Raw genomic sequence first — 1665 nt, 5'->3', positions numbered from 1 at the left:
CCCCCGGTGTCAGGATAGTTGTCGCCTGATTGGTTTTACCCTAACGAAGTCCCGGGGGCGGTTTGAGTACTGCGATGCCACGTTATTCCCCAGAACGCAGAGAGGCGCTGCTGAAGAAGCTGTTACCTCCGCACAATTTATCCGTCGCTGAAGTAGCCCGGCAAGAAGGTATTTCCGACGCCACCCTGTATGCTTGGCGTAAACAGGCTAAGTCGGGAGGCGCTGCGGTGCCCGGAGATCAAACATTAACCGACAACTGGTCGGCTGAAGCTAAGCTAGCAGTGGTCATCGAAACAGCCACCTTTTCCGAGATAGAGCTGAGTGAATACTGTCGTAGCAAAGGCCTCTATCCTCAACAGGTTAAGGCCTGGAAGGCCGCCTGCCTGGCGGGCCAACAGAGTACCAAAGTACAACAGCAGGCAGAGCGAGACCAAGCCAAAGCTGACAAGAAGCGCATTCGCCAGCTGGAGCGTGAACTTAATCGTAAAGAGAAGGCGTTAGCGGAAGCGGCTGCGTTATTGGTGCTGAGAAAAAAGCTCAATGCCTACTGGGACGACGACAGCGAGGACAGTTAACGTCGCTGCCAGAACGGCAAATGTATGTCGAGTGGCTCACTGAAGCCATCACTCATGGGGCTCGCAAGCAATGCGCGTGTAATGAAGTGGACATTAGCTTGCGGACATTCCAACGCTGGACAGCTGAGGGCGAGGTAAGGCCCGACGGACGCACAACCGCTCTTCGTCCAGTACCGGCGAATGCGCTGTCCGAGGTAGAGCGTCAGGCTATTTTAGCTCTCTGTAACAGCCAGGAATTTGCCCATTTGCCCCCGAGTCAGATAGTGCCTCGTTTAGCGGATCAGGGCCGATACATCGGATCGGAGAGCAGCTTCTATCGGGTACTGCGTGCGGCTGATCAACAGCACCGTCGGGGGCGTTGTCAGCCGCCGCATCGGCACCCGGCGCCGACAACGCATAAAGCGAGCCATGCTAATCAAGTGTGGTCATGGGACATCACGTATTTACCCTCGCCGGTGCGAGGTCAGTATTACTATCTGTATCTGATCGAAGATATTTACAGCCGCAAAGCGGTTGGCTGGGAAGTACACACGGCAGAGTCTGGCGACGAGGCAGCGACCTTGCTACAACGCAGTGTTCTTAGCGAGAAATGCCTTCACACTCCGCTGGTGCTGCACTCTGATAATGGTGCTCCCATGAAGTCGGTCACCTTGTTAAGCAAGATGCATGATTTGGGTGTGACGCCTTCACGGGGAAGGCCGCGGGTCAGTAATGATAATGCCTTCTCAGAGGCATTGTTCAAGACGCTGAAATACTGTCCCCAGTGGCCGACAAACGGCTTTGCAAGTCTGGACGATGCAAGGACTTGGGTAAGAGACTTCATCTGTTGGTACAACACCGAGCACCGGCACAGTCGAATATGCTTCGTTACGCCAGCAGAGCGCCACCAAGGTCTTGATAAGAATATTTTGGCCAAACGTCATGCCTTGTATCAGCAGGCCCGAGCCGCACAACCGGAACGTTGGTCAAAAGAGACGAGGAAGTGGCAGCCTGTTGGGCCTGTGACACTCAATCCTGAAAGGCCTGAGGTAGCGCAGAAGGAAGCTGCATAAATGAATGGTCTACGCGACAACTACTTTGACAAACACCG

At 54.5% G+C, this 1665-nt stretch carries 1 protein-coding gene; it reads left to right on the top strand.

Annotated elements, in window-relative coordinates:
* The first annotated feature begins 74 nt into the window (after positions 1-74).
* Positions 75-1627, top strand: a protein-coding gene (locus ACT3UM_RS24145; protein ID WP_498902550.1) for an IS3 family transposase whose coding sequence is annotated in 2 segments (ribosomal slippage) — positions 75-537 and positions 537-1627 — 1554 coding nt in all. Because the reading frame shifts where the segments join, the coding sequence is not laid out codon by codon here.
* Positions 1628-1665: the final 38 nt, after the last annotated feature.

The sequence above is a fragment of the Halomonas sp. AOP13-D3-9 genome (genome assembly GCF_052379125.1).
Lineage (GTDB): Bacteria > Pseudomonadota > Gammaproteobacteria > Pseudomonadales > Halomonadaceae > Vreelandella.
The sequence above is the reverse complement of the archived record's forward strand: the minus strand, read 5'-3'. Positions and strand labels throughout refer to the sequence as shown.